Below are 24509 nucleotides of genomic sequence, written 5' to 3'. Positions count from 1 at the left end.
CTACTCATGTCGATTTCCATCCGGCTCTCGCGCGGCGGTGCCAAGAAGCGTCCCTACTACCGCATCGTCGTCGCCAACAGCCGCAGCCCCCGCGACGGCAAGTATCTCGAGCAGATCGGGACCTACAACCCGCTCCTCGCCAAGGACAGCCCCGAGCGCGTGAAGCTGATCGAAGACCGCGCCCGCTACTGGCTCGGCGTCGGCGCCCAGCCGACCGACCGCGTCGCCCGCTTCCTCGATGCCGCCGGCATCAAGGAGCGTGCGGCCCGCGTGAACCCCAAGAAGGGCGAACCGGGCGAGAAGGCCAAGGAGCGCGCCGAAGAGCGTGCCGCCAAGATCGCCGAGGCCGAGGAGGCCGCGCGCGCTGCCGAGGAAGAAGCCAAGGCTGCTGCCGCTGCCCCGGCTGAGGAAGCGCCGGCCGCTGAAGAAGCTGCCGCCGAGGAAGCTCCGGCTGCTGAAGAAGCCGCTGCCGAAGAGCAGGCCGAAGGCTGAAGCACGATGCCTTCCTCCGTTCGTCCTGAGCCTGTCGAAGGACCGCACTTCTTCTTTTGCGTAGCCGCGAAGAAAGAACAGGGCTTCGACAAGCTCAGCCCGAACGGGGATTGGCAATGACGACCACCAAGCCCGTCACCCTTGCCGCCATCGCCGGCGCGCACGGGGTGGCGGGCGAGGTGCGCCTGAAGCTGTTCGGCGACGGGATCGCCACGCTGGCGAAGCAGAAGAGCTTCAACGACGGCGCGCTCACCCTCGTGAAGATCCGCGAGGACGGGAAGGGCGGCGCGATCGCCCGGCTTGCCGAGAGCACTTCCCGCGCCGATGCCGAGAAGTTGCGCGGCACCGTGTTGACCGTCCCCCGTGAGGCGCTCCCGCCGCTCGCCGAGGGCGAATTCTACCATGCCGATCTGCTGGGCCTGCCGGTCGTCACCGACGCCGGCGATGCGGTCGGCACCGTCCTCGCCATCGAGAATTTCGGCGCGACCGACATCGTCGAGATTGCCCTCGACCCCGCGCCCGCTAAGGGCCCCAAGACCTTCATGGTCCCGATGATCCCCGCTGCGGTGATCGAGTGGGACGACAAGCGGCTTGTGATCAGCGCCGATTTCGCCGATAATTGAGGCGTGCCATCGCCCGCCGACGCCGCTCTCTGGCAGCGCCTCGCCGACCACAGCATCGGCCCTGCGGACGCATCGCTCTCCTTCGCCGCCCGCCTTGCCCGCGAGAACCGCTGGACCGACGCCCATGCCAAGCGGGTGATCGGGGAATACAGGCGCTTCTGCTATCTCGCCGTCACTGCCGGACACGAAGTCACCCCGTCGGATGCGGTCGACCAGGCCTGGCACCTCCACCTCACCTATTCGCGCGATTATTGGCAGGTGTTCTGCCCCGAGGTGCTGCGCGCCGAGCTGCATCATGGCCCGACCAGGGGCGGCACGGCAGAGCGGGACCGCTTCTACCGGCAATATGCCGCAACCCTTGCCGCCTACGAGACCGCCTTCGGCGAGACGCCGCCGGCGGACATCTGGCCCGCAGCCCAACGGCGCTTCGCTGTGGACCTGCGTGGAGTTCGCGTTAACTTTTCCGATGGTATTTTCGTCACACGCCGGGTCGCGCTGGCGCTGGGCCTTCTTCTTCTTGCCGGGGGATGGCTCGCGGGAAGGATGATGTGATGCAGCTGTTCTCGTCCTGGACGGGCAGCGATTTCCTGCTGTTATACGCCATGCTGCTGGCATTCGCGTGCCTTGCGGCCTGGTGGATCCCGGCCCGCCTGCGCGAGCCCGGGCGGCGGGGCAGCATCGATGATCTCGAAAGCATCGCCGTGCTTGCGGGCGGGCGCGCCCGGTTTGCGGACACTTTGCTTGCCGATCTGTTCGTGCGCGGTGCGCTGGAACCGGCGGGCAAGGGCAAGCTGGGCGTTGCGGCGCGCGATCTGACGGTGCCCCCTGCGGGGCAGGCCCTGCTCGCCCATGATGCGCCTCTGACGCTCGGTGAGGCGGTCAAGCTGCTCGCGACCCATGCCGATCGGGTCGCGGCGCGGCTCCAGCGGGCGGGGCTGCTGATGCGCGGCGGGGCGGACACGCGGCTGCGCTGGCTCTCGATCGCGCCGTTCCTCTTTCTGCTGGTGCTCGGGATCTACCGCCACCGCGCCGGGAGCGCGCTGGGCGAGCCGACCGAATTCCTGTCGGTCCTGCTGGTGCTGACGGCCGTGCTGGCGGTGATCCGCTATGCCAAGAGCGACCCGCGCACCGCCGCCGGGATCGCGGTGGTGCGCGAGCTGCGCGCGAAGAACGGCCGCTTCTCCCGCGCCCCGCGCGCCGAGGAGGCGGCGATGGCCGTCGCGCTGTTCGGCACGGGCGTGCTGGTCGGAACGCCTTGGGAGCCGGTTCACGCCATGCGCCAGAAGGAGAGCGACGGCGGCAGCGACAGCAGCAGCGACGGCGGCTCGGGCTGCGGCGGCGGCTGCGGCGGTTGCGGAGGCTGAGGCCCGCGCCTAAGTGGCGGCCATGACCAAGCTTCCTGTCGCTGTCGTGCAAGCCGCGCCCGTCCCGCTCGATTTCCAGGGCGGGATCGACAAGGCTGTGGCCCTCGCCCGGGCAGCGGTGGAGAATGGCGCGAAGGTGGTGGCTTTCGGCGAAACCTTCCTCGGCGGCTATCCCCTGTGGCTCGACGAGGCGCCGGGTGCGGCCTTGTGGGATCATCCGGGGTCGAAGGCGCTGCACCGGATCATGCTCGAACAGGCGGTGGTCGCCAATGACGAGCGGCTGCTTCCGTTGCAGGAACTGGCCGATGCGCGCGGGGCGATCATCTCCATCGGCGCGCACGAGCGGGTGCGCAGGAGCCTCGTCAACAACCAGCTGACCTTCCGCCCCGGAGCATCGGTGCTCGATCACCGCAAGCTGGTGCCGACCCACGGCGAGCGCCTGATCTGGGCGCGCGGCGATGGTTCCACCCTCGGCGTGCATCAGGCGGAGTGGGGCCGGCTCGGCACGCTGATCTGCTGGGAGCACTGGATGCCGCTTGCCCGCGCGGCGATGCACAACCTTGGCGAGGACGTGCACATCGCCGCCTGGCCGACGGTTCGCGAGAGCCACCAGATCGCCTCGCGGCATTATGCGATGGAAGGACGCTGCTTCGTGCTGGCGGCGGGGCTGGTGCAGACGCGCGACGATCTGTTGGGCGGGCTGGAGCGGGTTGGCGGTGATGCCGCCGCTCGGGAACTGCTGGAAGCGATCCCCGCCGAGGTGCTCAACCGCGGCGGCTCGCTGATCGCCGCCCCCGACACCCGCGTGATCGCGCAGGCAGGGGAGGGGGAGGAGACGCTCTTCGCCGAACTCGACCTTGCCGAAGTGGCCGAAGGGCTGACGAACCTCGATACCGACGGGCACTATGCGCGGCCCGATGTGTTCGACCTTATGGTGGATACGCGGGCGAAGGATGGGGTGAACTGGCAATGACCTTCGCCGCCACCATCCTCACGCTTTACCCGGAGATGTTCCCCGGGCCGCTCGGGCACTCCATCGCGGGGCGCGCCATGGCCGAGGGCAAGTGGGCCTGCGAGACGGTGCAGATCCGCGACTTCGCCACCGACAAGCACCGCACCGTCGATGACACGCCCGCGGGCGGCGGGGCGGGGATGGTGCTCAAGTGCGACGTGCTGGCGCGGGCATTGGATCACGCCATTGCCACTCACTCCGTTCGTGCTGAGCTTGTCGAAGCACCGTCCTTGTCTGTCGGACCCTTGGCAGAAGAGAAGGGCGGCCCTTCGACAAGCTCAGGGCGAACGGCTTCTTCTTCTGTGCCCATCCTCGCCATGACCCCGCGGGGCAAATCCATCACCCAGCAGCGCATCCGCGAGCTTGCCGCCGGCCCCGGCGTCATCATCCTGTGCGGCCGCTTCGAGGGCTTCGACGAGCGCCTGTTCGAGGCGCGGCCCGCAATCGAACAGGTCTCCCTCGCCGACATCGTCCTGTCCGGCGGGGAGATGGCGGCGCTCACCCTCCTTGACGCTTGCATTCGGCTGCTTCCCGGAGTAATGGGCGCGCCTTCCAGCGGGACCGAGGAGTCGTACGAAAACGGCCTTCTCGAATATCCGCACTACACCCGACCTCAGGAATGGGAAGGGCGCACGATCCCCGAAGTGCTGCGATCGGGGGATCATGCGAAGATCGCTGCTTGGCGCAAGGCAAGGAGCGAATCTGATACACGGTCACGCAGGCCGGACTTGTGGGAACGCTATCGTGGCGATCCGGTCCAACCTGCCTCTGGCGCGCGGCATGAAACGAAGGAACCGGACCAGTGAACCTGATCCAGCAGATCGAAGCCGAAGAAATCGCCAAGTCCGGCAAGGACATCCCCGAATTCCGCGCAGGCGACACCGTCCGCGTCGGCGTGAAGGTGAAGGAAGGCAACCGCGAGCGTATCCAGGCCTATGAAGGCGTCGTGATCGCCCGTTCGAACCGCGGCATGGGTTCGAACTTCACCGTTCGCAAGATGAGCTTCGGCGAAGGCGTCGAGCGCGTCTTCCCGCTCTACTCGCCGATCGTCGAGAGCATCACCGTGGTCCGCCGCGGCGTGGTGCGTCGCGCCAAGCTCTATTACCTGCGCGGCCGCACCGGCAAGAGCGCGCGCATCGTCGAGCGCAAGGCCTCCGCGCCCAAGGCGTAAGGCTTCACGGCCACCGAAACACGAAGGGCGGCTCCGCAAGGGGCCGCCCTTTTCGTTTGCACCTCTTGCCAACCATGTTCGTCATTGCGAGGAGCGTAAGCGACGAAGCAATCCATGGCGCAACGCTCGTCCATGGATGGCCGCGCCGCCTTTGGCGGCTCGCAATGACGAGGTGAGTCTTGAATGCGTTCCCTGATTGCTGCTGTTGCGCTCGGTCTTTCGACCTGTCTGACGACGCCCGTGCTGGCGGAGACGCCCGCAATGGCTGAAGCTGCCCCCATCCTCACCCTCGAACGCGTTTTCGCCTCGCCCGGCCTCGATGGCCCGGCGCCGCGGCAGGTGAAGCTCTCGCCCGACGGGCGCTTCCTCACCCTGCTGCGCAACCGCGCCGACGACCGCGAGCGTTACGACCTGTGGGGCTACGACATCGAAACCCGCGAATGGCGGATGCTGGTCGATTCCGAAAAGCTCGGCAGCGGGCGCGAATTGTCCGAGGACGAGAAGATGCAGCGCGAGCGCGCCCGCGTCGGCAGCCTCAAGGGGATCATCAGCTACCAGTGGGCGAGCGACGGGGCGGGGGTGCTGGTGCCGCTCGACGGCGACCTGTTCCTCGCGAAGCTCGATGGCACCGTGACGCGGCTGACCGACACCGAGGGCACCGAACTCAATCCCAAGCTCTCGAGCAAGGGCGGCTTCGTCAGCTTCGTGCGAGACCGGCGCCTGTGGGTCGGGCCGGTGGGGGCCGAGGCGCAGCCGATCACCCCCGCAGGCGAGGCCGAGACGATCCGCTGGGGCGAGGCCGAATTCGTCGCCCAGGAGGAAATGCACCGCCTCTCCGGCTACTGGTGGAGCCCCGACGACAGCCGGATCGTTGTGCAGCGCACCGACGAGGCGAGCGTCGGCATCGTCACCCGCGCGGCGATCGGCGCCAAGGGCACAAAGGTGTTCGAGCAGCGCTACCCCGCCGCGGGCACCGACAATGCGGTGGTCGAGCTCTACGTGATGAACCCCGACGGGACGGGCAGCGTCAAGGTCGACCTCGGGCTCAACATCGACATCTATGTCGCCCGCGTCGACTGGGCGCCCGATGGCAGCGCGATCTACGTCCAGCGGCAGGACCGCGCGCAGACCAGGATCGACATGCTGCGGGTCGATCCAGCGACGGGCGCCAGCACGGTCTGGTTTACCGAGAACGCGGCGCGGCCCGATTACTGGGTGAACCTGTCGGACAACTACCGCTTCCTCGCCGACGGCAGCCTGCTGTGGTGGTCCGAGCGCGACGGCTACGGCCATTTCTACCGCTTTGCGGACGGCCAGTGGCAGCAACTCACCAGCGGCACCTCGCCCACGACCATGCTGGTCGGCGTCGACGAGGCCGCGGGGACCTTCACCTATCAGGCGACCGCCAATGTGCTGACCCAGCAGATCTACCGCGCGCGGCTGGACGGGACGGGTGAGCCCGAACTGCTGACGGACCCCGCCTTCACCAACAGCGCCAGCATGGACGGGGCGGGGCGGCTTCTCTACGTCACCCGCTCGGGGCCGGACCAGCCGCCGCAGTCCTACCTCGCCACGCCCGACGGCAAGCGCGTGGCCTGGATCGAGGAGAACCGGGTCGAGGGCGATCATCCCTATGCGCCCTATCTCGCAAGCCATGTGAGCCCCGAATTCGGCACCATCGCCGCCGACGACGGCACGCCGCTGCACTGGATGATGCTCAAGCCGACGATGGAGCCCGGCAAGCGTTACCCGGTGTTCTTCCAGCACTATGGCGGCCCCGGTCCGCAGACGGTGACGAAGGGCTGGAACGGCGCGCTGGCGCAGGCGATCGTGGACAGGGGCTACATCTTCTTCGAGCTCGACAATCGCGGCTCTGCCAACCGCGGCGTCGATTTCGAACAGCCGATCCACCGCGCGATGGGCAGCGTCGAGGTGCGCGACCAGAAGGCCGGGGCGACCTTTCTCAAGAGCCTCGATTTCGTCGATCCGGCCAAGATCGCGACCTATGGCTGGTCCTACGGCGGCTACATGACCTTGAAGATGCTCGAGGCTGATCCCGGGCTCTATGCTGCAGGTATCGCGGGCGCGCCGGTGACGCGCTGGGAGCTCTACGACACCCACTACACCGAACGCTACATGGGCGATCCGCGCGAGGTGCCCGAGGCTTACGAGACAGCGAGCGCCATCCCCGATGCCGCGAAGATCGCCGATCCGCTGCTGCTGATCCACGGCATGGCCGACGACAACGTGGTGTTCGAGAACGCCTCGGAGCTCATCAGCGTCATGCAGGAGAGCAACACGCCCTTCGAGATGATGCTCTACCCGGGCTACACCCACCGCGTGTCGGGCGAGAAGATCGGGCCGCACATGTGGAACGCGATCTTCCGCTTCCTCGCGGCGCACGGGGTGACGCCTCCGACCAAGGAATAGGTCTGCGGAGGGCGGTTAGCGGTTGCGCTGGAGCCAGCGCACGCTATTTCGCACCTGCGAAACACAGGAGAATGCCAAGTGGGTTACCGGGTGGCAGTGGTCGGCGCGACCGGCAATGTCGGGCGCGAGATGATGCAGGTCCTCGCCGAGCGCGAGTTTCCGTGCGACGAGGTCGCCGCGGTCGCCTCGTCGCGGTCGGTCGGCACCGAAGTCGAGTTCGGCGACACGGGCAAGATGCTAAAGTGCAAGAACATCGAGCATTTCGACTTCGCCGGCTGGGACATCGCCCTGTTCGCGGCCGGGAGTGGTCCAGCCAAGGAATATGCCCCCAAGGCAGCGGCAGCCGGTTGCATAGTCATCGACAACTCGTCGCTCTATCGTATGGACCCCGATGTGCCGCTGATCGTGCCGGAGGTTAACCCCGATGCGATCGACGACTACACCAAGCGCAACATCATCGCGAACCCCAACTGCTCGACTGCGCAGCTGGTGGTGGCGCTGAAGCCGCTCCATGACTTCGCGAAGATCAAGCGCGTGGTGGTGGCCACCTACCAGTCGACCTCGGGCGCCGGGAAGGCGGGGATGGACGAGCTCTTCGCCCAGAGCCGCGCGATCTTCGTCGGCGATCCGGTCGAACCGCAGAAGTTCACCAAGCAGATCGCCTTCAACGTCATCCCCCACATCGACAGCTTCCTCGACGACGGTTCGACCAAGGAAGAGTGGAAGATGGTGGTCGAGACCAAGAAGATCCTCGATCCCAGGATCAAGCTCGTCGCAACCTGCGTGCGCGTGCCGGTCTTCGTCGGCCACTCCGAGGCGGTCAACATCGAGTTCGAGAACGAAATCAGTGCCGAACAGGCAATGGACATCCTGCGCGAGGCGCCGGGCGTGATGCTCGTCGACAAGCGCGAGGACGGCGGATACGTCACCCCGATCGAATGCGTCGGCGATGCCGCGACCTTCGTCAGCCGCGTGCGCGAGGACCCGACCGTGGAGAACGGCCTGACCCTGTGGTGCGTCTCCGACAACCTGCGCAAGGGCGCGGCCCTGAACGCGGTGCAGATTGCCGAACTGCTCGGCCGGCGGCACCTGAAGAAGGGCTGATGCCGGTGCGGCCTTCGCTTCTCGTGCTCGCGGGCGCCCTGGCGCTCGCCGGATGCGACAGCGGCGAAGTGCCGAGCCCGGCCGAGCGCCAGCAGGGCGATGCTCCCGCCGCGCCGGTCTCCGCGACCCGCGTCGAACTGCGCAGCGAGGGCCTCGCCGCAGGGGGCGAGGCCTTCTACTTCGCCGCCGGCAAGGCCGAGGTCGAGGCCGCCCTGACGAGGGTGCTCGGTCCGGTGCTGCGGACCGGCGAGAATGCCGAATGCGGCGCAGGTCCGGTGGTCTTCACCGACTTTGCCGGCGGGCTCACGGTCCATTTCCAGGACGACCGCTTCGTCGGCTGGAACTGGCGCGCCCCGCAGGACGGCGATGCCCCTGCCACCGGTACCGTCACGCTGCCCGGCAAGGTGCAGCTCGGCACGGCGCGCGCTGTCGTCGAGGCGGCGCCCGGCTTCGCCCGGGTCGAGGGCAGCACGCTCGGCGAGGAATTCGCGCTCGGCGGCGAGATCGGCGGGTTCATAGCAGGCGACAAGGTCGACATGCTCTACGCCGGAACGCAGTGCTTCTTCCGCTAGGCGCTATTCCGAAAGCGCCACCGGGCCCGCAGGCCGCGCATTCTTTCGCATCAGCAGCGCGAGCGGCGCGGCGGCCAGCGTGATCCACATCATCGCCCAGAAATCGTCGACATAGGCGATCATCGCCGCCTGCCGGTTCACCTCCGCGTCGATTGCCGTCAGCGCGGTGTCGCCTAGCGCCTGGAAGCGGTCGATGGTCGAGAAATCGACCATGCTCGCCGTTGCCGCGGTGACATGGGTGGCGAGATCGGCGTGCGCCGTCTGGATGTTGCGCGCGAGCAGCACGGTCATCCACGCGATCCCCGCCGAGGCGCCCAGCGAGCGCAACAGGTTGAGGAGGCTCGATCCGTCGGTGCGCAAGGCCGGGCTGAGCGTGGCGAAGGCACTCACCTGCAAGGGGATGAAGACGAGGCCCATGCCGAGGCCCTGCAACAGCCCGCTCATGATGACGTGCATCTCGTCGACCTCGAGCGACCAGTGCGCCATCTGCCACAGCGAGACGGCGCAGATCAGGAAGCCGCTCGCCACCACAGGCCGCGCATCCACCCCGCGGCGCATCAGCAGGCCCGAGATCTGCATCGACACCAGAACGCCCACCCCGCGCGGCATCAGCACGATCCCGGTGTCGATCACGCCGTAGCCGAACAGGTTCTGGAGCATCGGCGGCAGCAGGGCCATCACCGCGAACATGACGATCCCGATCACGACCATGAAGGCGAGCGCGATGGCGAAGTTGCGGTCGGCGAAGAGCGCACGCTCGAACATCGGCGCGCGCGCGGTGGCGAAGTGGATCACCACCATCCAGGTCGCAGACAGGGTGAGCAGCAGGTAGACCCAGATCTCGCCCGAGGCGAGCCAGTCCTCCTGCTGTCCGCGGTCGAGCATCAGCTGGAACGCCGCAAGTGCGACCGCCAGCAGCATGAAGCCCAGCAGGTCGAACCGCCGCTCGCGCCGCGGGCGCTTCGGCAGGTAGGCGATCAGGATGGCAAGCGAAGCGAGGCCGACGGGAAGGTTGACGAAGAATACCCAGCGCCAGTTCGCGGTCTCGGTCAGCCAGCCCCCCAGAATGGGGCCGAGGATCGGGCCGATCATGATCCCCATGCCCCACACCGCCATGATCTGCGGATGGCGCGAAGGGCGTGTGGTATCGAGCAGGAAGGACTGGCTGAGCGGGGCGATGAAGGCCCCGGCGACGCCCTGCAAGGCGCGGAAGGCGACCATCTCCTCGAGGTTCTGGGCGATCCCGCACAGCATCGAGGCGAGGATGAACCCTGCGACCGAAAGGATGAACAGCAGCCGCGCGCCGATCCGGTCGGCGAGCCAGCCGGTGATCGGCAGGGCCACGGCCGAGGCGATGATGTAGCTCGTCAGCACCCAGGTGATCGTGTCGACCGTCGCGCCCAGCGAGGATTGCATGTGCGGCAGGGCAACGTTGGCAATGGTGGTGTCGAGGATCTGGAGGAGCGATGCCGCCATCACCCCGACGATCATCAGCGGGTAGTTGCCTGTCTCGAGCTCGGCGACATCGCGGGGCGGGGGCGAGGGGGCCGCGATTGCGGGCGCGGCGGTGCTCGCCATCTCAGCGTCTGCCGGTTTCGGTGAAGACCGTCACCTCGCTCGACAGCCCGGCGATCAGGCGCCGCGGGCTCTCGCCCTCGAGCGCGATGCGCACGGGCACGCGCTGTGTGACCTTGACCCAGTTGCCGGTGGCATTCTGCGCCGGAAGCACCGAGAATTCCGCCCCCGTTCCCGCCCCGATGCTGGCAACCCGGCCCTTCAGCACCAGATCGGGATAGGCGTCGAAGCGGACTTCGGCGTGCTGGCCCACGGCCATGTCGGCAAGGTCGGTTTCCTTGAAATTGGCCTCGACATAGGTCGAGCCGGAGCGGACCAGCGTCAGCACGGGGAGGTTGGGGACGGCCTGCTGGCCGACCTGCAACCGCTCGGCCTGCGCGATGCGGCCGGCGGCAGGGGCGCGCACCTCGGTGCGGCTGAGGGCGAGCCGGGCATTGGCGCGGCGCGCCTCGGCGGCGGCGACCTGCGGATTGACGCCGGGCACGGCCGGACCGCTGGCAAGCCGCGCCCGCGCCTCGCGCTGGCGGTCCTCGGCCTGGCGCACCCGCTCGCGCGCCTGCACCACGGCCTGCTCTGCGGCCTCGTAATCGGCCTTGGTCGAAAAGCCCTTCTCGCGCAGCGCCCGCACCCGTTCGAAGCGCGCCTCGGCAAATCCGACGTCGCTGCGGGCGGCGGCGATGTCGTTGCCGGTGAGGTCGGCATCGTTGCTGAGCGCGATAACATTGGCCTGCGCCCCGGCGATCGCGGCATCGGCCTCGGCGATCTGGAGGCGGAAGGGCTCGGGGTCGATGCGGAACAGCAGCTGGCCTGCCGTCACATCGGTTCCGTCGGCGACCATCACCTCGACGATCCGCCCGCCGACCTCGGCGCTGACGGCCACCATGTCCTGCTTGATATAGGCGTTGTCGGTCGAGACCTTGCCCGCAAGGCTCTGCCAGTAGAGCCACGCCCCCACGGCGAGCGCGAGAGGCACGACCAGCATCAGCGCCCAGCGGCCCCAGGCGCGGCGGGCGGGCACCGGGGGCGCTGCCTCGGCGGCGGCATCGGCGCGGGCGAGGGCAGGATCGGCCTCAGCCATCGACCGCCTCCGGCTGGCGCGCCGCCGCGAGGTTGAGCGCGATGCGCTCCAGCATCGCGGCGAACAGCGCGCGCTCGCCCGCATCGAAGCCGGCGAGCATGTCCTCGAACAGCCCTTCGACCCCGACGCGCAGCCGGGTGACGATCCCGCGGCTCTTGTCGGTAAGGTGGAGGATCCGCGCGCGCCGGTCCGCGGGATCGGCCTGGCGTTCGACCCAGCCGGCATCCTCCAGACGGTCGACAATGCGGGTGAGGGTGATCGGCTCGATCTCCAGTCGCTCGGCATAGAAGGCCTGGTTCTGGTCGGGGTGGCGTTCGAGGGAGAGCAGCAGCCGCGCCTGGGGACCGGTGATCCCGAGGCCGCGCACCCGCTCGTCGAACAGGCGGCGCAGCTGGCGCGAATTGTCGGCGAGTCGGTAGCCGGTCTCGATGCTCATGCGTGCACTTATAATAAGCAGGCTTACTATCGACAAGCGCCCGCAGTGCCGCAAGGGGCTGGCCCGAAGGCGCCGGGCGCGGTAGCACGGGGGCATGACACTCCATGCCGACCTGTTCTTCAGCTTCCGCTCCCCCTATTCCTATCTCGCCGTCGGGCGATACCGCGCGCTGTCGGCGGAATACGATCTGACGATCGCCTTGCGCACGGTCCTGCCGATCGCGATCCGCGATCCTTCGATCCTGTTCACCGGCAGCCCCAATGTCGGGCGCTACATCTTCATTGATGCCGCCCGTTCGGCGCAGATGCTCGGCATCCCCTATCGCTGGCCGCGCCCCGATCCGGTGGTGCAGAACCTCGCCACGCGCGAGATCGCGCAGGAGCAGCCTTACATCCATCGGCTGTGCCGCATGGGACAGGCCGCCGAGCGGCGGGGGAGGGGGCTGGCCTTCGCCGACGAGGTCAGCCGGGTGATCTGGTCCGGCACGGTCGATGACTGGCACGAGGGCGATCACCTGCGCGAGGCTGCGACCCGTGCGGGGCTCGACCTTGCCGACCTCGATGCCGAGGCGCAGGACGATGCCGCCGCGCTCGACGCGGAGATCGCCGCCAACCAGGCCGCGCTCGAGGCGGCGGGCCACTGGGGCGTGCCGACCCTCGTTTTCGAGGGCGAGCCCTTCTTCGGGCAGGACCGCATCGCGATGGCGCAATGGCGCATGGAGCAGAAGGGGCTGTTGCGCCGCGATGCTTGAACACTTTGCCAGCTTCGACGGCACGCGCCTTGCGGTCCACACCGAGGGGGAGGGGCACCCGGTGATCCTGCTGCACGGGCTGTTCTCCTCTGCCGACATGAACTGGATCAAGTGGGGCCACGGCGCGCGGCTGGCGGCGGCGGGGTTCCGGGCGATCATGCTGGACTTCCGAGTCCACGGCCAGAGCGATGCGCCGCAAGACCCAGCTGCCTATCCCCCTGGCGTGCTGGTGCGCGACGTGGCGGCGCTGGCCGAGCACCTCGCGCTCGAGCCGGGTGCATTCGACCTCGTCGGCTTCTCGCTGGGCGCCCGCACCGCGATCCACACCGTCGCCCACGGCATCCTCGAGCCGCGCCGCCTGTGCGTGTGCGGGATGGGGGTGGAGGGGCTTGCCGGATGGGAGCGCCGGGCGGGGTTCTTCAAGCGCGTGATCGACGAGTTCGACACGATCCGCCCGGGCGATCCGGCCTACACCGCGCGCACCTTCCTGAAGTCGCAAGGCGTGGACCGCGTCGCCGCGCGGCTGCTGCTCGATGCGATGGACGATTTCGACCTCGCGCGCCTCGCCGCCGTGACCATGCCGACCGCGGTGATCTGCGGCGATGCGGACGATGACAACGGCTCGGCGACGGCGCTCGCGGCGCGGCTGCCCGATGCGCGCTACATCGAGGTGCCCGGCACTCACATGAACAGTGTGACCCGGCCGGAACTCGGCATGGCGATTGCCGATTTCCTCGCGGGTTGATTCCCGCGGCCTCAACGTTCAAATCTGCAAACATTGTCACATGACTGACGGGAACCCCTCACAATGAAACTTGCCGCCCCCCTTCTGAAGGGTGCCGCCGCCGCCCTCGCCATCGCCGTTGCCGCCCCGCTCGCGGCGCAGGACGCCGCGCCCGCTGCCGCCGATAGCGCCGCCGCCTATCCCGCCACGCCCGAGGGCGCCAAGGCGTGGATCGCCGCCGTCGAGGCCGAACTGGCGGCCTTCTCGAAGGAATACGGCCACGTCTCCTGGCTCAACGCCACCTACATCAACCACGACAGCGACACGCTCGCGGCGCGATACGGCGCGGAGCTGACGCTGAAGCAGGTCGGCTGGGCCAACGAGGCGGCGCGCTATGCCAAGATCCCTGGGCTCGATGCGGAAACCGTCCGCAAGCTCGACATGCTGCGCAACAGCATCTCGCTGCCGGCCCCGAACCGCCCCGGCGCGGCCGAGGAACTGAACGCAATCGCGACGCGCCTCAATTCGGCCTACGGGCGGGGCAAGGGCACCCTCAACGGCCAGCCGATCAACGGCAGCGACATCGAGGCCGAGATGGGCAACCTCGAACGCACGCCGGACGAGCTCAAGGAAATGTGGGCGAGCTGGCACGACAATGTCGGCGCGCCGATGCGCGAGGATTACGCCCGCATGACCGCGCTCGCCAACGAGGGCGCCAAGGAACTGGGTTTTGCCGATTACGGCGCGATGTGGCGGTCGGGCTACGACATGCCGCCCGAACAGTTCGCCGCCGAGACCGAGCGGATGTGGCAGGAGGTGAAGCCGCTCTACATCGCGCTCCACACCTATGTCCGGCGCAAGCTCAACGAGAAATACGGCGATGCCGTCCAGCCGCGCACCGGCCCGATCCGCGCCGACCTGCTCGGCAACATGTGGGCGCAGGAATGGGGCAACATCTACCCGCTGGTCGCTCCGGCAGGCGCGGGCGACATCGGCTATGACCTCACCGACCTGATCGCCAAGAAGGGCCTCGATCCGGTCGGCATGGTCAAGGTCGGCGAGCAGTTCTTCTCCTCTCTCGGGTTCGAGCCGCTGCCCGGAACCTTCTGGGAGCGCAGCCAGTTCGTGAAGCCTGCCGACCGCGAAGTGGTGTGCCACGCCTCGGCCTGGAACATCGACAATGTCGACGACCTGCGCATTAAGATGTGTATCAAGCCCAATGCCGACGACTTCGTGACCATCCACCACGAACTCGGCCACAATTACTACCAGCGCGCCTACAACAAGCAGGACACGCTGCACCTGACCGGCGCGAATGACGGGTTCCACGAGGCGATCGGCGACATGATCGCCCTGTCGATCACGCCCGAATACCTCGTGCAGATCGACATGCTCGATCCCGCGCAGGTGCCGAGCGCCGACAAGGACATCGGCCTGCTGCTGCGCCAAGCGATGGACAAGGTCGCCTTCCTGCCCTTCGGCCTGCTGCTCGACCGCTACCGCTGGGGCCTCTATGACGGCTCGATCCCGGAAGGCGCGATCAACACCGGCTGGAACGACCTGCGCCGCGACTACCAGGGCATCGTCCCGCCGGTGCCGCGCGATCCGGCCGGTTTCGACGCGGGGGCGAAGTATCACATCCCCGGCAATGTCAGCTACACCCGCTACTTCCTGGCGCGGCTGCTCCAGTTCCAGTTCTACAAGGCCGCCTGCGACACCGCGGGCTGGAAGGGGCCGCTCCACCGCTGCTCGTTCTACGGCAACAAGGACGTCGGAGCGAAGCTCAATGCGATGCTCGAAATGGGGGCTTCCAAGCCCTGGCCCGACGCGCTCGAGGCCTTCACCGGCGAGCGGCAGATGAGCGGCAAGGCGATGGTCGAATACTTCGCGCCGCTCAAGAAGTGGCTCGACCAGCAGAACAAGGGCGAGAAGGCGGGCTGGTGATGGGCCGCGGGGGGCGCATCGCGGCGGGGGCGGCGGCACTGATGGTGCTGTCCGCCTGCGCGCCGACCGCGGAACCGGAGGCGTCTGCGGGCGCGGCGATGCCGCCGACCCTGTTCGTCGCGGCCAAGCGCGGCAACACCCTGTCCAAGGTCGATCTGGCCACCGGAAGGGAAGTGCTGCGCCTGCCGAGCTGCACCAACCCGCACGAACTGGCGACCTCGCCCGACGGGCAGCACGTGGCGCTCGCCTGCTATGGCGGGACGACGGTCGACATCTTCTCGACCGGCAGCCTCGAAAAGGTCGCCAGCATCGACCTCGGCGAGAACGCGCGCCCGCACGGGATCGTCTGGCACACGCAGGGCGACCTTTTCGTCACGGCGGAAGGCCGCAAGTCGATCTTCCGGATCGCCACGCCCCTCGCCGCCGCCCGCCAGCTGTTCGAGTTCGGGACCGGCAAGCAGGGCAGCCACATGCTCGCCGTGAGCCCGGATGCGCGCACGGCATGGACGACCGATCTCGGCTCGCGAACAGTCACCCGGCTCGACCTCGTCACCCGCCGCGCGCCGCTTTCGGTGACGGTCGGCGAGGAGCCGGAGGGCATCTCGCTTTCGCCCGACGGCACCGACCTTTGGGTCTCGGCGCGGGGTTCAAATCAGGCCTTCGCGCTTGATCCGCAAACGATGGAGGTGCGCTCCACCGTGGCGACAGGCAGGTTCCCGCTGCGCATCGCGGTGCGCCCGCAGGGCGATGTCGCCATCACCTCCGATCTTCAGGAAGGCAGCCTCAGCGTGATCGACACCGCCTCGGCAAAAGTGATCCGCACCATCACCGTCTCCGGCCCCGCCGAGGCCGAAGCGCGGTTTCAGGTGACGATCCTGTGGTCCGCCGACGGCAAGCGCATCTACGTCGCCGAGACCGCCAGCGACACCGTGGCCGAGGTCGATTATGCCGGCGGTACCGTGCTGCGCCGCCTGAAGGTGGGCGAGGGCGGCGACGGGATGGCGATCCTGCCTTGAAGGAACCGAGGCCCGCGATGGTGGTCGGCTGGCGCGAACTGGTCGACCTACCCGGACTGGGCCTCGCCGGGATTCCCGCCAAGATCGACACCGGCGCGCGCACCTCCTCGCTTCATGCCGACGTGCTCGAGGATTTCCGCCGCGAAGGCGAGCGATTCGTGCGCTTCGCGGTCGACTGGGGCGGCCAGCGGCACTTCTGCGAGGCCATCCATGTCGACGTGCGCGGCATAACCTCCTCGAACGGCGAACAGCAGACCCGCTTTGTCATAAAGACGCCTCTCACCATCGGTAATCTCACCTTCCGGGCGGAAATCAGCCTGGCGGACCGGTCCCAGATGCAGTTCCCGATGCTGATCGGGCGCACCGCGCTCAGGCGGCGGATGGTGGTGGATAGTGGCCATTCTTGGCTGCAATCACCTGCGATGTCGCATATGGGGCGCCTCCGCCGGTAAAATGCCGGTCTTGAAAGGGTCTTCATGAAAATCGCGATGCTGGCGCGCAACGCCAACCTCTACTCGCACCAGCGGCTGAAAGAGGCCGCCGAGGCGCGGGGGCACACGCTCGACATCCTCAATACGCTGCGCTGCACGGTGCACATCGCCAGCCACCGCCCGCAGGTGTTCTACAATGGAGCGCCCATTGCTTCCTATGACGCGGTGATTCCGAGGATCGGCGCCTCTATCACGAATTACGGCCTTGCGATCCTCCGGCAGTTCGAAATGGCGGGCATCTGGTCGCTCAACGAAAGCGTCGCCATCGGCCGCAGTCGTGACAAGCTGCGGTCCTTGCAGATCCTCGCCAAGCACGGGCTCGGCCTGCCGCTGACGGCCTATGCCAACGATCCCAAGGCGGCCGAGGAGATCATCAAGGCGGTGAAGGGCCCGCCGGTGGTGATCAAGCTGATCGAGGGGACGCAGGGGATCGGCGTGGTGCTCGCCGAGACCATGTCGAGCGCCAAGTCGGTGATCGAGGCCTTCCGTGGGGCCAACGTCAACATCCTTGTGCAGGAGTTCATCAAGGAGGCCGGCGGCACCGATATCCGCGCGCTGGTGGTGGGTGGCAAGGTGGTTGCGGCGATGAAGCGCACCGGCGCGCCGGACGAGTTCCGCTCCAACCTCCACCGCGGCGGCAGCGCGCAAGTGATCAAGATCACGCCCGAGGAACGCTCCACCGCCGTGCGCGCCGCCAGGCGCATGGGGCTCAACGTGTGCGGCGTCGACATGCTGCGCAGCAATCACGGTCCCGTGATCATGGAGGTCAATTCCTCCCCCGGCCTCGAAGGCATCGAAAGCGCGACCGGCAAGGACGTTGCAGGCCAGATCATCGATTTCATCGCCGCCAACGCCAAGGGCGGGGCGACCAAGACCAAGGGTCGGGGCTAGGCGTTCCGCGCCATCAGTCCGCCATCGACCGGGATCGCTGCGCCGGTGATGTAACTCGCGGCGGGAAGCACCAGCGACAGGGTGATGTGGGCGACCTCCTCGGGCTCGCCGTAGCGTTTGAGCGCGGTGCGGCGCTTGGCGAAGATCGTCTTGTGCTCCTCCGCCACGGCGTCGGTCATCGCGGTGCGGATCGGGCCGGGGCAGATGCAGTTCACGGTGATGCCTTCAGGGCCGAGATCGACCGCAAGCCCGCGTGTAAGGCCGATGACGCCCGTCTTTGCCGCCACGTAAGGCGTATCGCCCGGGGTCGCGCCCAGCCCTTCGGTCGAGGCGATGTTGACGATCCGCGCCGCATCGCTCCGCCGCAGCCACGGCAGGGCCGCTCGCACCATCCGCTGGTGGGCGGTCAGCATCACCGCGATGGCGCGGTGCCAGACATCGTCGTAGGCGGGATCATCGAGCCCGCAGAAGCTCGACACCCCGGCATTGTTCACCAGAATGTCGATTCCCTCAAAGTCCTCGGCGATCCGCGCGACCGTTCGGATGATGGCTTCCCCGTCCGACACATCGAGCGCATAGGCCCGCGCGCCACTGCCGCATTCCGCCGCCACCGCCTCGCAGGCAGCCCGATCAAGGTCGATCACCGCCACCTGAGCGCCCTCGGCGGCAAACAGCCGCGCAGTCGCCCGGCCCATGCCGCTCGCCGCGCCGGTGACGATGGCGACGCGGCCCGCGATGGAGCGCGAGAGACTCACCGGAACGGAGGTTCGTTGAACGCGCGCAGCTTGCGGCTGTGCAGCCGGTCGCCCTCATCCCGCAGCATCGCGCAGGCGACGAGGCCGATCTGGAGGTGGGCGGCGATGGCCTCCTCGTAGAACTTGTTGGCCTGGCCGGGCAGCTTGATCTCGCCGTGCAAGGGCTTGTCCGAGACGCACAGCAGCGTGCCGTAAGGCACCCGGAAACGGTAGCCCTGCGTGGCGATGGTCGCGCTTTCCATGTCGATGGCGATGGCGCGGCTCTGCGAGAAGCGCTTGGCCGAGGAGGAATAGCGCAGCTCCCAGTTGCGATCGTCGGTGGTGACGACCGTGCCGGTGCGCATCCGCTGCTTGAGGTTCGCGCCCTGAACGCCGCTCACCGCCTCCGCCGCGCTGGCCATGGCCTGCTGAACTTCGGCAATCGGCGGGATCGGCACCTCTGGCGGGAGGACCGGATCGAGCACGTGATCGTCCCGCAGATAGGCGTGGGCGAGCACGAAGTCGCCGATCTTCTGGGTCGAGCGCAGGCCGCCGCAGTGCCCGATCATCAGCCACGCGTGCGGGCGCAGCACCGCGAGGTGATCGCAGATTGTCTTGGCGTTGGACGGGCCGACGCCGATGTTGACAAGGGTGATCCCGCGCCCGTCCTCGCGGATCAGGTGGTAGGCGGGCATCTGGTGGCGCCGCCAGGCGGTGTCGTTGAGCTGGTCCTGCGCGTGCGTGGTCGGCTCGCGGATGTCGAGCCCGGCGGCACCGGTCAGGGCGACATAGCCGTCCTTGCCGATCTGCGCCGCACCCCAGTTCACGAATTCATCGACATAGCGGTGATAGTTCGTGAACAGGATGAAGTCCTGAAAGTCGCTGACCTCGCTACCCGTGTAGTGCTTGAGCCGCGCCAGCGAATAATCGGTGCGAAGGCCGTCGAACAGCGAGAGCGGCATGGCGTGCTCGCCGTCGATCTCGATCCCGTCGGCGAGTTCGTCACCGATCAGGGCGAGGTCGGTCGAGGGGAAGTGCGCGGCGATGTCCTGCGGCGCGATCCCGACCATCGCCGCTCCGGCCTCGCCGTCGAGCACATAGGGGAAGGGGATTTCCTGGCGCGACCGGCTGACCGTGACATCGACCTCGTATTCGGCGGCGATCAGCTGGAGCTGTTCGGTGAGATATTGCGCGAAGCGGTCCGGGCGGGTGACGGTGGTGGTGTAGGTGCCCGGCATCTCGAGCCGCCCGAAGGCGCGGCTGCGATCGCGCGGCGCGCCCACGCCGTTGTAGCGCAGGGTGATCTGCGGATAGGCGTAGGACCCATCGGCCCGCTTGGAAGGCGCGGGCAGGGTGCCGTCGCGTCCGAAGGCGATCACGTCGTCGCGCAGGGTGCGAACCGCTTCGTCGTAATGCTGCTGAAGCTGGTCGAGAATGGCTGGGATGTCGATCATGGCAGTTGTTCTGCTCCTTTGTTGTTATCGTTGTATGGCAGCACCTTTGCGCGTGCGGGCGCTGTTTACAAGAAGGGCGCGAAGATCGAGGTGATCTTCGCGCCCTGCTGTGTTTCAGGCTGGTGAGGGCCGGATGGCTTACGCCTCGTCGCCGCCCTCGAGCAGTTCGGCCGGGATTTCGCCGGGCTCGAGGCTGGTGTCGATGCGGGTCGCTTCGGCCTGCTCTTCGATCTCGCGCTGTTCGTCGGCGAACATCTGGGCCAGCACGTCGACGCCTTCGCTCTGCAGCTTGGCTTCGTCGTCCGAGCGGGCGACGTTGGCCTTCACGGTCACGCGCACTTCGGGGTGCAGGGCGATGGTCACGTCGTGCATGCCGATGGTCTTGATGGGCGAGCCCATGATGACCATGCGCTTGTCGACCGAGTGGCCCTGATCGGCGAGCCCGGCGACGATGTCGCGCACGCTGACCGAACCGTAGAGCTGGCCGGCGTTCGAGGCGGCGCGGATCAGCACCACTTCAGCGCCCGCGACCTTTTCACCCAGGCCTTCGGCCACGGTGCGACGCTCGGCGTTTTCCTTCTCGAGCCGCTCGCGGTTGGCTTCGAAGACCTTCTTGTTGGCTTCGTTGGCGCGGAGAGCCTTCTTCTGCGGCAGCAGGAAGTTGCGCGCATAGCCGTCCTTCACGGTGACGACGTCACCGATCGAGCCGAGCTTCTCGATGCGCTCAAGGAGAATGATGTCCATGTCTCTTTCTCCTCTTACTTCACGATGAACGGCAGCAGGCCGATCTGGCGCGCACGCTTGATCGCCTGGGCCAGTTCACGCTGCTTCTTCGCCGAGACGGCGGTGATGCGCGACGGCACGATCTTGCCACGCTCGGACATGAAGCCCTGCAGCAGGCGCACGTCCTTGTAATCGATCTTGGGGGCGTCCTTGGCCGCGAACGGGCAGGACTTGCGGCGGCGGAAAAACGGGCGGGCCATCAGTCGCGCTCCTCACGGGTTTCGCGGCGCTTCCGCTCGCGTTCGTTCTTGCGCATCATCACGCTCGGGCCTTCCTCGTGCTCTTCCACGCGGATGGTCATGTAGCGAATGATGTCTTCGTTGATGCGGGTCTGGCGCTCGAGCTCGGCGACCACCGAGCCGGGGGCATCGATGTTGAGCAGCACGAAATGCGCCTTGCGGTTGCGCTCGATCTTGTAGGCGAGCGACTTGAGACCCCAGGTTTCGGTCTTGGTGACCTTGCCGTTGCCGGCCTCAACGATTTCGGTGGCTTGCGCCGCCAGCGCGTCAACCTGAGCCTGGCTCAGATCCTGACGCGCAAGAAAGACGTGCTCGTAGAGCGCCATCTTGCGTCCTTTCACTTCCTGCCGATCGCTGGCTGATCCGACGCATGACGCGTCCAGGGCCCCTCCGGCTTTCTTCCATATCCGCATGGGCGCATCCCAAGCGAAGCGCGGCCCCTTACAGCTTTGCCGGGCAATTGCAAGTCTTGTCCGTCGGGAACCGGAAGGGCAGGCGCTCGGTTTGGGTGCTTGCACGATTCGCTAAAGGGGGGATGGCTGTGCCGTCAGGACTGGTCGCACTGCTCGACGACATTTCGGTTATCGCGAAGGCGGCCTCGGCCTCGATCGACGATGTGGCGGTGGCCGCAGGGCGGGCGGGGACGAAGACGGCCGGCGTGGTGATCGACGATGCGGCGGTGACGCCCAGCTATGTCACCGGCCTTTCTCCGGCGCGCGAGTTGCCGATCATCTGGAAGATCACCAAGGGCAGCCTCAGGAACAAGCTGATCTTCCTGCTGCCGGGCGCGCTGCTCCTGTCGGAGTTCCTGCCTCAGGCGATCACCTATCTGCTCATCATCGGCGGTGCCTTCCTGTGCTACGAGGGCGCGGAAAAGGTGATGGAGAAGCTCGGCTTCGGCAAGCACGGCGAGACGCTCGAGGACGAGATCACCGATCCTGTCGCCTTCGAGAACGAGCGCGTGGGCGGGGCGATCCGCACCGATTTCATCCTCTCGGCCGAGATCATGGCAATCGCGCTGGCCGAGGTCGCGGACGAGAGCCTGGTTATGCGCGGGGCGGTGCTGGCGCTGGTGGCGGTGGCCGTGACGGTCGCGGTCTACGGTGCGGTCGGGCTCATCGTGAAGCTCGACGATATCGGCCTGAATCTAACACGCAGGGCGAGCACCTCGGCGCAGGCCTTCGGGCGGTTTCTGCTGCGCTTCGTGCCCAAGCTGCTCACCGCGCTCTCGATCATCGGCACCATCGCCATGCTGTGGGTGGGCGGTCACATCGTTGTCGACAGCCTGCACAAGCTTGGTTGGGACGGGCTCTACGGCCCGATCCACGCCGCCGAGCATGCCGTCCATGAAATGGCAGGAGCGGCGGGCGGTGTGCTCGGCTGGCTGACCGCGACAACGCTATCGGCGATTTTCGGCCTGATCCTTGGCGGCATCATCGCCCTGGTCCTGCACAAAGTGCTGGGTGTGGGCGAGGGCGAGGGGCACTAAGCCTTCGGCCATGACCAGACCCGTTCTCTACACCTGCGCCCGCTCGCGCGGCCTGCGCGCAACCTGGGCGGCGGAGGAAGCGGGGGTCGACATCGACCTGCGCATTCTTCCCTTTCCGCCGCGCTACCTCGCGCCCGAATACATGGCGATCAATCCGCTCGGCACGGTGCCGATGCTGGTCGATGGCGAGACGAAGCTGACCGAAAGCTGCGCCATCGCGCATTATCTCGCCACTCGCAGCGGCTACACCGACCTCGCGGTGGCCCCGGGCGAGCGCGATTACGGCGAATATTGCGACTACACCTACCACGCCGATGCCACGATCACCTTCCCGCAGACGGTCTACATGCGCTTCTGCCTGTTCGAGAAGGACAAGGGGCTCGAGGAAGCGGGTCACGCCTATGCCAAGTGGTTCCACAAGCGCCTGATCAAGGTTGAGCAGCGCCTCGAGGACCGCGAATACCTGTGCGCCGACCGCTTCACCGTAGCCGACATCTGTGTCGGCTATGCACTGATCCTCGCCCAGAGCGTAGGACTCGACGAGGGCGTGCCCGACAGTCTCAAGGCCTATCGCGAGCGACTGACCGCGCGCCCGGCCTACCGGCGGGCCTTCGCGCGCGAGGAGGAGGGGCGCAGGGCGCTTCCCGCCTGAGCCGCAAGCGCAAGGTCACTTGCCGCTGAGGTTCATCGTCCCGTCGGGGCGGCAACCGGGGGTGGTGGGGCTGCAGAAGATCTCGCCCGCAGCCGCATCCGATTGCCGGAGCCATTCCCGGCCCGAGAGCTTGTCGAGGAATTCTCCCGGTGAATTGCTGATCGAGGCGTAGAACAGCAGCCCCGCCGCGAGCGCGCCTGCATACCACAGCGTCATCTCGTCGGTCGCGCCGAGGATGTTGCGGTCGTCCTCGACCCGCCAGCGCAGCTGGTCATACATCCCGCGCTGCCAGGCGCGCGCCGCCTCGCGGTCGAAGACCTGAGCCCAGAGCAGCCACAGCCCGGGACGCGGTGGCACCTCCTGCGACCGGCGGTCGGCGAGGACGAAGCCGTTGGGGCCGGCTTTGGCAGCGGCGGTGGCAAGGCCCGCTTGCAGGCCCCGCCGCCCGAAGCCCCCGCTCGCCACCGGCGCGCTCGCGGCGCGCGTGATGGCATCGCGGGTGTCGCGGCGCTGGCGGCCGGGCATGAAGAGCTCGCTTGCCACCCCGGCCATCGCGTCGATCCGCTCCTGCGCCGGGGGATGGGTGCCCCCCTGCGCCGCCGGATTGCCGGAAAACAGCAGCGCCTCGTAGCGTTCGGCTCCCTTGAAGTAGCCCTGGCCCTCGCACTTCGCGATTGCCGATTGCAGCGCCTCGGGGAAATGGGTGATCCTGAGCGCCTCTGCATCGGCGACCAGATCGCGGGCCGCGCGCACGCTCGCGTCTGCATGGCGCACGAGACGCCAGGCGAGCGCGGTGATCATCCCGCCGATCCCCATCACGATCAGGAAGATCGGCAGCACGACCCCCACCACCATGTGCCACTGCACCTTCTCGTGGACGTTCTTGTCGATCTTGAGCGGGTTGTTGGTCTGCAGCCACGCCGCGGTCCGGAACAGCGCGTGGTTGAGCGAGAGGAAGGCGGCATCGCCGGCGCGGAAATGGGCGAGCTCATGCGCGATCACCGCCGCGATCTCGTCGTCGTCGAGCGCGTCGAGCAGGCCGCGCGTCACTGCGATCATGCGCTGACCAGGAGTGGCACCGATCGACAGGGCATTGCGCGCGCGGGTCTCGATCACGCCGAAGCGCGGCCGCGCAAGGCCCTGGAGGATCGCCTGCTCCTCGCCGATCCGCACCAGGCGCGGTTCGCTTTTCGCGCTCACCTCGCGGATCGACAGCGCCTCGGCGACCTCGCGGCGGAAGCCGAAATAGCTCCTCGCCAGCAGCGCCAGCACCATTACCGTCGCGAGCGGCGCATAGCGCAGTGCAAAGCCCAGGGGATCGACGAAAACCGATCCCATCGCATTGCCCAGCACCAGCGGGACGATACCCAGCAACAGCAGTGCGACCGGGGCGAAGGTAAGGGCATAGAGCCCGACGAACATCAGCCCCTTGCGCCGGTTGTGCGCGGCGTGGGCGGCAAAGCCGCGCGCGGCCATCTCGCGCG

At 67.6% G+C, this 24509-nt stretch carries 27 protein-coding genes; 18 read left to right on the top strand and 9 right to left on the bottom strand.

The annotated features are described in order from the left end of the window. Window positions 1-6: 6 nt before the first annotated feature. The 10 genes from rpsP (at window position 7) to CBR61_RS11790 (ending at window position 8768) form a co-directional block, all read left to right on the top strand. Window positions 7-492, top strand: a complete 486-nt coding sequence (gene rpsP, locus CBR61_RS11835) for a 30S ribosomal protein S16 (RefSeq protein WP_088914548.1) — start codon at window positions 7-9, stop codon at window positions 490-492. Window positions 493-608: 116 nt separating this feature from the next. Then, window positions 609-1115, top strand: coding sequence for a ribosome maturation factor RimM (gene rimM / locus CBR61_RS11830; RefSeq protein ID WP_088914547.1), 507 nt, complete (start codon window positions 609-611; stop codon window positions 1113-1115). Between the two features lie 3 nt (window positions 1116-1118). Then, window positions 1119-1667 (top strand): glycine-rich domain-containing protein, encoded by a 549-nt coding sequence (locus tag CBR61_RS11825; protein ID WP_088914546.1) that lies wholly within the window; start codon window positions 1119-1121, stop codon window positions 1665-1667. Beyond that, a complete protein-coding gene (locus CBR61_RS11820; protein ID WP_157696573.1) occupies window positions 1667-2479 on the top strand; it encodes a TIGR04222 domain-containing membrane protein in 813 nt (270 codons plus the stop codon). The genes CBR61_RS11825 and CBR61_RS11820 overlap by 1 nt, the downstream gene beginning before the upstream one ends. A gap of 22 nt (window positions 2480-2501) precedes the next feature. After that, the gene (locus CBR61_RS11815; RefSeq protein WP_088914544.1) at window positions 2502-3452 is read left to right on the top strand and encodes a carbon-nitrogen hydrolase family protein; all 951 of its coding nucleotides are present in this window, start codon (window positions 2502-2504) and stop codon (window positions 3450-3452) included. Next, on the top strand, window positions 3449-4297 hold the full coding sequence (gene trmD / locus CBR61_RS11810) for a tRNA (guanosine(37)-N1)-methyltransferase TrmD (RefSeq protein ID WP_088914543.1): 849 nt from the start codon (window positions 3449-3451) through the stop codon (window positions 4295-4297). The genes CBR61_RS11815 and trmD overlap by 4 nt, the downstream gene beginning before the upstream one ends. Further along, complete coding sequence (gene rplS / locus CBR61_RS11805; RefSeq protein WP_017665507.1) at window positions 4294-4662, top strand: 50S ribosomal protein L19; 369 nt, start codon at window positions 4294-4296, stop codon at window positions 4660-4662. The genes trmD and rplS overlap by 4 nt, the downstream gene beginning before the upstream one ends. 183 nt (window positions 4663-4845) lie before the next feature. Continuing rightward, the gene (locus CBR61_RS11800; RefSeq protein WP_088914542.1) at window positions 4846-7092 is read left to right on the top strand and encodes a S9 family peptidase; all 2247 of its coding nucleotides are present in this window, start codon (window positions 4846-4848) and stop codon (window positions 7090-7092) included. 78 nt (window positions 7093-7170) lie between these two features. Beyond that, on the top strand, window positions 7171-8196 hold the full coding sequence (locus tag CBR61_RS11795) for an aspartate-semialdehyde dehydrogenase (protein WP_088914541.1): 1026 nt from the start codon (window positions 7171-7173) through the stop codon (window positions 8194-8196). Continuing rightward, window positions 8196-8768 carry an aspartate-semialdehyde dehydrogenase gene (locus CBR61_RS11790; protein ID WP_088914540.1) on the top strand — a complete coding sequence of 191 codons (573 nt, stop codon included), beginning with the start codon at window positions 8196-8198 and terminating at the stop codon, window positions 8766-8768. Before CBR61_RS11795 ends, CBR61_RS11790 begins: the two co-directional genes overlap by 1 nt. A gap of 3 nt (window positions 8769-8771) precedes the next feature. Here CBR61_RS11790 and CBR61_RS11785 read toward each other — a convergent pair whose 3' ends face one another. The 3 genes from CBR61_RS11785 to CBR61_RS11775 are packed head-to-tail and all read right to left on the bottom strand — an operon-like array spanning window position 8772 to window position 11857. Next, the gene (locus CBR61_RS11785) at window positions 8772-10346 is read right to left on the bottom strand and encodes a DHA2 family efflux MFS transporter permease subunit (protein ID WP_088914539.1); all 1575 of its coding nucleotides are present in this window, start codon (window positions 10344-10346) and stop codon (window positions 8772-8774) included. Between the two features lies 1 nt (window position 10347). Beyond that, window positions 10348-11421 carry an HlyD family secretion protein gene (locus CBR61_RS11780; protein WP_088914538.1) on the bottom strand — a complete coding sequence of 358 codons (1074 nt, stop codon included), beginning with the start codon at window positions 11419-11421 and terminating at the stop codon, window positions 10348-10350. Next, on the bottom strand, window positions 11414-11857 hold the full coding sequence (locus CBR61_RS11775) for a MarR family winged helix-turn-helix transcriptional regulator (protein ID WP_088914537.1): 444 nt from the start codon (window positions 11855-11857) through the stop codon (window positions 11414-11416). The genes CBR61_RS11780 and CBR61_RS11775 overlap by 8 nt, the downstream gene beginning before the upstream one ends. Before the next feature lie 94 nt (window positions 11858-11951). On the opposite strand from CBR61_RS11775, the gene CBR61_RS11770 reads away from it, so the two are divergent. The 6 genes from CBR61_RS11770 (at window position 11952) to rimK (ending at window position 17674) form a co-directional block, all read left to right on the top strand. Continuing rightward, window positions 11952-12608 carry a 2-hydroxychromene-2-carboxylate isomerase gene (locus CBR61_RS11770; protein WP_088914536.1) on the top strand — a complete coding sequence of 219 codons (657 nt, stop codon included), beginning with the start codon at window positions 11952-11954 and terminating at the stop codon, window positions 12606-12608. Continuing rightward, window positions 12601-13353, top strand: a complete 753-nt coding sequence (locus CBR61_RS11765; protein WP_088914535.1) for an alpha/beta fold hydrolase — start codon at window positions 12601-12603, stop codon at window positions 13351-13353. Before CBR61_RS11770 ends, CBR61_RS11765 begins: the two co-directional genes overlap by 8 nt. Before the next feature lie 63 nt (window positions 13354-13416). Then, window positions 13417-15276, top strand: a complete 1860-nt coding sequence (locus tag CBR61_RS11760) for a M2 family metallopeptidase (RefSeq protein WP_088914534.1) — start codon at window positions 13417-13419, stop codon at window positions 15274-15276. Further along, window positions 15276-16292 (top strand): YncE family protein, encoded by a 1017-nt coding sequence (locus tag CBR61_RS11755; protein ID WP_233996958.1) that lies wholly within the window; start codon window positions 15276-15278, stop codon window positions 16290-16292. Before CBR61_RS11760 ends, CBR61_RS11755 begins: the two co-directional genes overlap by 1 nt. A gap of 17 nt (window positions 16293-16309) precedes the next feature. Continuing rightward, window positions 16310-16744 carry an ATP-dependent zinc protease gene (locus tag CBR61_RS11750; protein WP_088914533.1) on the top strand — a complete coding sequence of 145 codons (435 nt, stop codon included), beginning with the start codon at window positions 16310-16312 and terminating at the stop codon, window positions 16742-16744. A gap of 24 nt (window positions 16745-16768) precedes the next feature. Further along, window positions 16769-17674, top strand: a complete 906-nt coding sequence (rimK, locus tag CBR61_RS11745) for a 30S ribosomal protein S6--L-glutamate ligase (RefSeq protein ID WP_088914532.1) — start codon at window positions 16769-16771, stop codon at window positions 17672-17674. Here the strand turns inward: rimK and CBR61_RS11740 are convergent. From CBR61_RS11740 to rpsF, 5 genes are all read right to left on the bottom strand, one after another. Beyond that, entirely contained in the window at window positions 17671-18429 is a 759-nt protein-coding gene (locus CBR61_RS11740; protein WP_088914531.1) for an SDR family NAD(P)-dependent oxidoreductase, read from the bottom strand. The two genes, rimK and CBR61_RS11740, sit on opposite strands and share 4 nt — an antisense overlap. Continuing rightward, window positions 18426-19862 carry an AMP nucleosidase gene (locus tag CBR61_RS11735; RefSeq protein ID WP_088914530.1) on the bottom strand — a complete coding sequence of 479 codons (1437 nt, stop codon included), beginning with the start codon at window positions 19860-19862 and terminating at the stop codon, window positions 18426-18428. The genes CBR61_RS11740 and CBR61_RS11735 overlap by 4 nt, the downstream gene beginning before the upstream one ends. Before the next feature lie 138 nt (window positions 19863-20000). Further along, entirely contained in the window at window positions 20001-20606 is a 606-nt protein-coding gene (rplI, locus tag CBR61_RS11730) for a 50S ribosomal protein L9 (RefSeq protein WP_088914529.1), read from the bottom strand. 14 nt (window positions 20607-20620) lie between these two features. Beyond that, complete coding sequence (gene rpsR / locus CBR61_RS11725; protein WP_017665523.1) at window positions 20621-20845, bottom strand: 30S ribosomal protein S18; 225 nt, start codon at window positions 20843-20845, stop codon at window positions 20621-20623. Next, entirely contained in the window at window positions 20845-21210 is a 366-nt protein-coding gene (gene rpsF / locus CBR61_RS11720) for a 30S ribosomal protein S6 (protein WP_088915598.1), read from the bottom strand. Before rpsF ends, rpsR begins: the two co-directional genes overlap by 1 nt. 215 nt (window positions 21211-21425) lie before the next feature. Between rpsF and CBR61_RS11715 the strand changes: the two genes are divergently transcribed. Then, window positions 21426-22373: a DUF808 domain-containing protein gene (locus CBR61_RS11715; RefSeq protein ID WP_088915597.1), complete on the top strand. Its 948-nt coding sequence runs from the start codon at window positions 21426-21428 to the stop codon at window positions 22371-22373. Between the two features lie 10 nt (window positions 22374-22383). Then, entirely contained in the window at window positions 22384-23025 is a 642-nt protein-coding gene (locus CBR61_RS11710) for a glutathione S-transferase family protein (RefSeq protein ID WP_088914528.1), read from the top strand. A 15-nt stretch (window positions 23026-23040) separates the two neighbouring features. Here CBR61_RS11710 and CBR61_RS11705 read toward each other — a convergent pair whose 3' ends face one another. Continuing rightward, on the bottom strand, window positions 23041-24501 hold the full coding sequence (locus CBR61_RS11705) for a M48 family metalloprotease (RefSeq protein WP_088914527.1): 1461 nt from the start codon (window positions 24499-24501) through the stop codon (window positions 23041-23043). Between the last annotated feature and the right edge of the window lie 8 nt (window positions 24502-24509).

This window comes from Porphyrobacter sp. CACIAM 03H1 (assembly GCF_002215495.1).
In the GTDB taxonomy this organism is placed as follows: domain Bacteria; phylum Pseudomonadota; class Alphaproteobacteria; order Sphingomonadales; family Sphingomonadaceae; genus Erythrobacter.
Note: the sequence above shows the minus strand (reverse complement) of the source record. Positions and strands in the feature narration are given on the sequence as shown.